This window comes from Bradyrhizobium sp. Kon37, from assembly GCF_055807535.1.
Genome location: NZ_JBVVOY010000007.1, coordinates 234,425 through 241,064, shown reverse-complemented (window position 1 = coordinate 241,064; position 6,640 = coordinate 234,425). Strand labels below are relative to the sequence as shown.

At 65.0% G+C, this 6,640-nt stretch carries 6 protein-coding genes and 1 tRNA gene; 4 read left to right on the top strand and 3 right to left on the bottom strand.

The genetic code is table 11. The annotated features are described in order from the left end of the window. Positions 1-784: 784 nt before the first annotated feature. Positions 785-1,540 carry an alpha/beta fold hydrolase gene (locus AC0L3J_RS17380; RefSeq protein WP_473347856.1) on the bottom strand — a complete coding sequence of 252 codons (756 nt, stop codon included), beginning with the start codon at positions 1,538-1,540 and terminating at the stop codon, positions 785-787. A 34-nt stretch (positions 1,541-1,574) separates the two neighbouring features. After that, a complete protein-coding gene (locus AC0L3J_RS17375) occupies positions 1,575-2,711 on the bottom strand; it encodes a hypothetical protein (protein ID WP_473347844.1) in 1,137 nt (378 codons plus the stop codon). Positions 2,712-3,015: 304 nt separating this feature from the next. On the opposite strand from AC0L3J_RS17375, the gene AC0L3J_RS17370 reads away from it, so the two are divergent. Together AC0L3J_RS17370 and AC0L3J_RS17365 are read left to right on the top strand one after the other, a co-directional pair. Continuing rightward, positions 3,016-3,261 carry a zinc-finger domain-containing protein gene (locus AC0L3J_RS17370; RefSeq protein ID WP_007602543.1) on the top strand — a complete coding sequence of 82 codons (246 nt, stop codon included), beginning with the start codon at positions 3,016-3,018 and terminating at the stop codon, positions 3,259-3,261. A 19-nt stretch (positions 3,262-3,280) separates the two neighbouring features. Then, entirely contained in the window at positions 3,281-4,483 is a 1,203-nt protein-coding gene (locus AC0L3J_RS17365) for an FAD-dependent monooxygenase (RefSeq protein ID WP_473347843.1), read from the top strand. Positions 4,484-4,498: 15 nt separating this feature from the next. Here AC0L3J_RS17365 and AC0L3J_RS17360 read toward each other — a convergent pair whose 3' ends face one another. Continuing rightward, on the bottom strand, positions 4,499-4,933 hold the full coding sequence (locus AC0L3J_RS17360; protein WP_473347842.1) for a twin-arginine translocation pathway signal: 435 nt from the start codon (positions 4,931-4,933) through the stop codon (positions 4,499-4,501). A gap of 189 nt (positions 4,934-5,122) precedes the next feature. On the opposite strand from AC0L3J_RS17360, the gene AC0L3J_RS17355 reads away from it, so the two are divergent. Further along, positions 5,123-5,211 (top strand) — tRNA-Leu (locus AC0L3J_RS17355). Between the two features lie 160 nt (positions 5,212-5,371). Continuing rightward, positions 5,372-6,622: a multidrug effflux MFS transporter gene (locus AC0L3J_RS17350; protein ID WP_473347841.1), complete on the top strand. Its 1,251-nt coding sequence runs from the start codon at positions 5,372-5,374 to the stop codon at positions 6,620-6,622. Positions 6,623-6,640 lie beyond the last annotated feature (18 nt).

The window sequence follows — 6,640 nt, the reverse complement described above, 5'->3', positions numbered from 1 at the left end:
ATGGAGCCGGCCACGGAGCGAAGCGGGAGTTGGCTAACATTCTGAGCTGGTCGGATTTCGAGCAGACCCGCGACTTGAAACGAACTCGGTAGCCAGAGCGACCGGCTATCGTTTGTCTGCTTGTGGCACTTAGTCGACCTTGGCACTTGCTCCTGCGATGTTTGCAAGTGACCCAAAGCGGGCGACCAACATCACCGCTCGCGGCTCGCACGCCAGCTGGCCGCTCTTGCTTTTAGTCGCAGTGATCTGCGAACAGGCTCTGAACGCGGCTCTACTTCGGGATCGTGCCTATCTACGGTCTCTCGCTCATTGTGCGGTCGGTTTGACGCGATGATCCTCCCGACGATTGCACCAATTCCGAAACCGCCGAGACCGACAAATACACTTAGTGCCAAAGCAATGAAGACGTACAAGTCGCCGTGCTTTTCAAGTAGATAGCCAAGGAACACTAGACCCGGGATGTTAGCCAAGGCAGCCAATCCCCAGCCCCACGCGACACGACGCGGGAAGAAGTATGCAAAACACAAAACAGCGACAACAAAGCCTGCTGCACTACAGAGTAGAATTGTAGCAATCATTGCGACTCTCTACCGGATCAGATCCTTCGCATGTCAAAACGGATCGAGATAACACGCTTAGTAGAAACGGATGGAAGTCTTAACCTGACGTTAAATTCGCGTGTCGACAGCTTCGACGTCGGCTTGTGGCCCTGAGCGGACATGCTGGGCGACCTGGTTCTGACGTCCGATAACCGGCGTTAGCGGACTCAAGGAATATGCCGCTCTCAGCCGCGACGTGAGAGAAAATCGAGCACACCGGTCTTGTAGACCTTGTCGCCGACCGCCCGCATGTGATCGCGGTTCGGAATGTCGAGCACTTCCGAACCCGGGATGATGGCGCCGAGTGCGCTGGCCGAACCCGCGACGTCGTCGCTGCTGCCGACCGCGATCAGCACGGGCACGTCGATGCGCGCGGCTTGGTCCTTCGTCATGAGATCGCGCGTGCCGCGCAGGCAGGCGGCCAGCGCCTTGCGGTCGGAACGGGTTTGGTCTGCAAAAGCACGAAAGGTGCGCCCCACGGGATCGGAGACGTCGTCGAGCGAGGGCGCTTCCAGCGCCTTCGCGACGTTCTCGCCGGGCCCGGTGCCCTCGATCAGGCCGCCGATGCCGATGCCGCCGAGGATTGCCGAACGCAGGCGCTGCGGCTCGTTGAGGGAGAGCCAGGCCGTCATCCGTCCGCCCATCGAATAGCCCATGAGATCGGCCTGCGGGATGGCGAGGTGATCCATCAGCGCGAGCACGTCGCCGGCCATGGTCGGGATCGAGTACTGCGCGGGCTCGTAGAGCTTTGCGCTTTCGCCATGGCCGCGATTGTCGAGCGCAATGACGCGGCGGCCGTTCTTGCGCAGCTCCGAGACCCAGGTCGGATAGACCCAGTTCACGTTCTTGCTGGAGGCAAAGCCATGCACCAGGATGATCGGATCGCCCTCGCCTTCGTCGAGATAGGCAATTTCAACGGCGCCGTTGTGAAAGCTCGGCATCATCAGTTCCGCAATCTTGAGGGGAAGAGGTATCTTAGGCCGTGACGGCAGCGCTTGCCAGGACGGCTTCGGCGGCGATCCGGGCCTGGCGAAGTCGCCGCGCCCGTCTGCGATCGCACCAGGCCTGGGTCAGACGCTCCGTCGTCGCCTTGATCGAGGACAACAGGCCGAACAGCGTCAAGGCCGCACCGAACAGCCAGAGTGCAAGATTGAACGCCCCACCGATCAGCAGCAGCGCGCCGCGGCCGAGCAGCTTCAGGATCGCGCGCGTCTTGCCGCCCTGCGCTTCCGCGAGCCGCGCCGCGCGTGCGACGTCCTTGGGGCCTTCGGCGATGCGCAAGCTATCCATCGCGCCGCGCGTGCCGGTCTTCTCGACGACGCGCGTGACATCCTTGCCGAGCCGGACCAGCGCGCCGGCCTTTTCCGCGCGGAACGCCGCCTTGATCGCGCTCAAGGTCTGGCCCGGCCGCAGCACCGAGCCGGAGGCGACCGCGTTCTGGAGCATCGGCGTATCGACGACATCGCGCGCGGACCGGCCGGCCCATGCCGCCAGTCCCTCGCCGAGCCGGCCCACCTTGCGCGCGTCCTTCACCAGCGTCAGCCCGGCGCGAACCGGAGCGGCACCGCCGACGGAGACGTAGGTCACGGCCGTGACCGCGAGACCCGCGGCCGCGAGGCCCAGCACCAGGCGATCGGTCTCCTCGCCCATCGCGAGGTGCTTGCCCTCCCGGACGACGTCCCGGATGTCGCCGATGACAAAGAGATCGCCCGCCACGGTCCCCGACAGGCTCGCAACATCGTCCGCGTTGCCGGTGACGAGACCGGTGGCAAACCGTTTTGCGAAATGCGAGGTGGAATTTTCGGCTTTGACCGCATCGCCGACACGGCTCAGGAGGTCGTCAGGCAGCGCGATGTTGCGGTCGCGCGCCAACGCGACAAAACTGTCGGCAAGATCGGCATCGCCCGATGCGAGCGCGATCTCGATGTTGTCCTGAATCAGGCGGTCGTTGTGCCGCAGCAGCGCGTCGAGCTTGATCTCGGAGAGCGCGGCGGGATCGTCCTGGGCGGCCAGAATCGCGCCGGCCTCGCGGGCATGGGGTGCTACCTGCGCGAGCATGAAGCCGCACGCCACGATACCGGTCAACGCTGTGCTGATTCGCAACCACTTCATGCGGAGAGCCTGGACGGTCCTGAGATCGTTGACGCCTGACGGTTCGTCTTTCGTCGCAATTACGCTCGTCCACAGACATAGTATGCCAAAATTGCGACACAACGTCCCCGACGAAAGAAGGGCTTCTCTCAGGCCGCAAGATTGTGTCGAATTTGCATGAGCAAATGAGCATGGGGCATTGCGGGGCTTTCGGTTCCGCTGGGCTAGCAATCATCCACACCCACCAGTATGGTCCGCGGCGCCTTAATAATGCCGCGTCAGTCGTGATTGTGTCTGCCGCCATTGCCACTCCAGGATGAGTACGATGTCCGACCATGTCGTCCCGCACTTCCACAACGATGCCGGTGTCCCCGTCATCGAAATCGGCTCGCAAGAGTTCATGTGCGTGGGCGCCAACCCTCCGTTCGATCATCCGCACGTCTTCCTCGACCTCGGCAACGACAACGAGATCATCTGCCCCTACTGCTCGACGCTGTACCGTTTCGCCGCCGACCTGAAGGCGGGCGAAGCCCGTCCGCCGGAATGCGTCCTGAAGGACAAGGTGGCCTGACCGCTTCCATCGGCCAGGGGTGGCGCTCTCCCGAACGATTGTCATCGCCGGTGCCGGCATAGGTGGACTGACGGCTGCGCTTGCGCTCGCGGCGCGCGGCTTCCGCATCGTCGTGCTGGAAAAGGCCGAGCGGCTCGAGGAAGTCGGCGCCGGTCTGCAACTCTCTCCCAATGCCAGCCGCGTGCTGGTCGAGCTCGGCCTCACCGAGCGCCTCAAGCTGCGTGCCGTGGTCCCGGAGGCGGTCTCGATCATGAGCGCGCGGGCCGGCGGCGAACTCCTGCGCATGCCGCTGGGAGAAGCCGCCGCCGCGCGCGCCGGCGCCCCCTATTGGGTGGTGCACCGCGCCGACCTGCAATCCGCCCTCGCCGGCGCAGTCTCCGACCATCCCGATATCGACCTGAAACTTGGCGCGACCTTCGAAGACGTCGCGCCTCACGCCAAGGGGCTGACGGTCGTCCATCGCAGCGGCACGATCCGGCGCAGCGATCTCGCCAGTGCGCTGATCGGTGCCGACGGCATCTGGTCGACGGTGCGCCAGCATCTGTTTCCCGAGGTGCAGCCGCGCTTCTCCGGGCTGATCGCCTGGCGCGGCACGCTCGATGCCACGCAGCTGCCGAAGGACTACACCGCGCGCCGGGTCCAGCTCTGGATGGGCCCGAATGCCCATCTCGTTGCCTACCCGATCGCGGGCGGACGCCAGATCAACGTGGTCGCGGTGCTGCCGGGCACCTGGAACAGACCGGGCTGGAGCACGCCCGGCGATCCCCTCGAGGTGATGGACGCCTTCGCCGCGCCGCGCTGGCCGCCCGCGGCGCGCATGATGCTCGCCACGGTCGATAGCTGGCGGAAATGGGCGCTGTTCGGCGTGCCTGACGACTGCCCCTGGAGCAAAGGCCCGGTCGCGCTGCTCGGCGACGCCGTGCATGCGATGCTGCCGTTTGCGGCCCAGGGCGCCGGCATGGCGATCGAGGACGCCGCGGTGCTCGCGCAGCATTTGAGCCTTGAGGTCGCCGAGAGCACCGCGGGCATCGCAGCCGCGCTGAAACAATACGGCCGGACGCGCCAAGCGCGCGTGCGGCGGGTGCAGCGGACCGCGCGGCAGCAAGGCCGCATCTATCATTTCACCGGGCCGCTCGCCTACGCGCGCGATCTTGCGGTCCGCGCCCTCGGCCCGGAACGCATGCTGGCACGGCAAGACTGGATTTACGGTTGGCGACCCTGATGCGAGGCGCTGGTTTCAGCGCACTGCTCTTGTCGATTTCGCGCCAGGCCTGATCGGGCCAGGATCGGCTGCGGGCGCCGGCGCAGCGGCCGGCTTCGCTTCGGGCGGCGTTTCCCGGCACTTGTTGCGGCGCCAAGCGTCCTCGGCCATCTGCGCCCGCCCGCGGACCCCGACGTAGTCGTTGCGATAGGCAAGCTCCGACACGACGGCGCCGCCCGCGCCGGTCTCTGCCTTGTCCATCAGCCTCTGCAACTCCATGGTGCGGCTAGCGAGCGACTTGCGCTCGCCTTCGAGCTGCTTGCAATCGTACAATTCGTACCTGCCGGGATCGGCAAACGCCGGAGCGACCGTCTCGCTCATGCCGGCGCAGCCGGACTGCGCGAAGCCGGCCGCGAGCAGCGCGGCGGCCACGCAGCACGTGCGCAGGCGATGTTGGATCAAAGCAGACATCGAATCAAAGCTGGCATGTCGGATGAATAGTCCCCGTCGATTGAGAATGCCTAAAGCAACAACACATGTCCGGATTGAGGCTTTGCCTTGTGCCGCCGGCTCGCCTAAGGAAGAACCGCCCTTCCGGCCTGCAAACGCCAATTCCAGACCGCCGGCAAGGGACTTAAGTGATTGATCTCGTTGGATCAAGCGGGCATGGCGGAATTGGTAGACGCAAGGGACTTAAAATCCCTCGGCGCGCAAGCGCTGTGCCGGTTCGACCCCGGCTGCCCGCACCACGAAAGCTGCGCGGACGATCCCGCCGCGCGCCGCGGCCGCGAGCGCTGATACCTCATCCATCCCTGTCTGCTCCTGCACCGCCTGCCAGCCATCCCGAAACATCGCTTGTGCAACGCAGCATCGGGGTTAGACAAGGGCCTCAAATCAGAGGTGAGCTTCTTGTCCGACGTCAATGCCGACGATTGGGTGTCCTCGGGACACCGCCCCATGGGTTTTCCCGAATTCGTCATCGTGATCGCGTCGATCATGGCGCTGAATCCGCTTGCGATGGACATGATGCTCCCGGCGCTGCCCAACATTGGGGCGGCCTTCAATATTCCCGTCGCCAATCATCTCCAGCTGGTGCTGTCGACTTTCCTGATCGGCTTTGGCGCGGGCCAGTTCGTCATGGGACCGCTGTCGGATCGCTTCGGCCGCCGCCCGGTGCTGCTCGGCGGGATGGCGGTCTATGCGGTGGCGAGCGTGCTGGCGATTGCCGCGCCGTCGTTCGAGACACTGCTGCTGGCGCGCGCACTGCAGGGCTTCGGCACCTCGGCGACGCGCGTGATCGCGACCTCGATCGTGCGCGACTGTTACGTCGGCCGCCGCATGGCGAGCGTGATGTCGCTTGCGATGATGATCTTCATCGCCGTCCCCGTCATCGCCCCCTCGTTCGGACAGGCGGTGCTGCTGGTGACGGCGTGGCGCGGCATCTTCGTCGTGCTGATGCTCTACGGCCTGCTCGCGCTTGCATGGTCCGTGCTGCGGCTTCCGGAGACCCTGCCTGAGAGCGAACGCAGGTCGCTCGCGCCGGCCGACGTGCTCACGGCCTACTGGCAGACCGTGACCCATCGCCAAACTCTCGGCTACGCGCTCGCAGCCGGCAGCGTCATGGGGGCATTGTTTGCCTACGTCTTCTCGGCCCAGCAAGTTTTTGTCGGCATCTATCATCTCGGCCATTATTTTCCGCTCGCCTTCGCAGCGATCGCGGCCGGCACCGCCATTGCCGGCTTCCTCAATGCGAGATTCGTCGGGACCCTCGGCATGCGCGTGATCTCGCATGGCGCGCTGACGCTCTACACCGCCGTGGCGGGCGTGATGCTGCTGACCGAAAGCCTGGGCGCGTTGCCGCTTCCCCTGTTCATGGTGCTCTCGGCGCTCATGATGTTCTCGTTCGGCATGATGGTCGCCAACTTCACCGCACTCGCCATGGAGCCGCAGGGCCACATCGCCGGCACGGCGTCCTCGCTCTACGGTTCGATCACGACGCTGATCGGCATCGCCGTCGGCATGGCGATCGGACAAAGCTTCGACGGCACGCTGCTGCCGTTCTCGGTGGGCTTCTTCGTGTCGTCACTCGCTGCGCTCGCGATCGTGCTGGTGGTGGAGAGGGGACGGCTGTTCAAGCCGCATCATCGCGCCACCGGCTGAGGAACTTCGCGGCGCTCT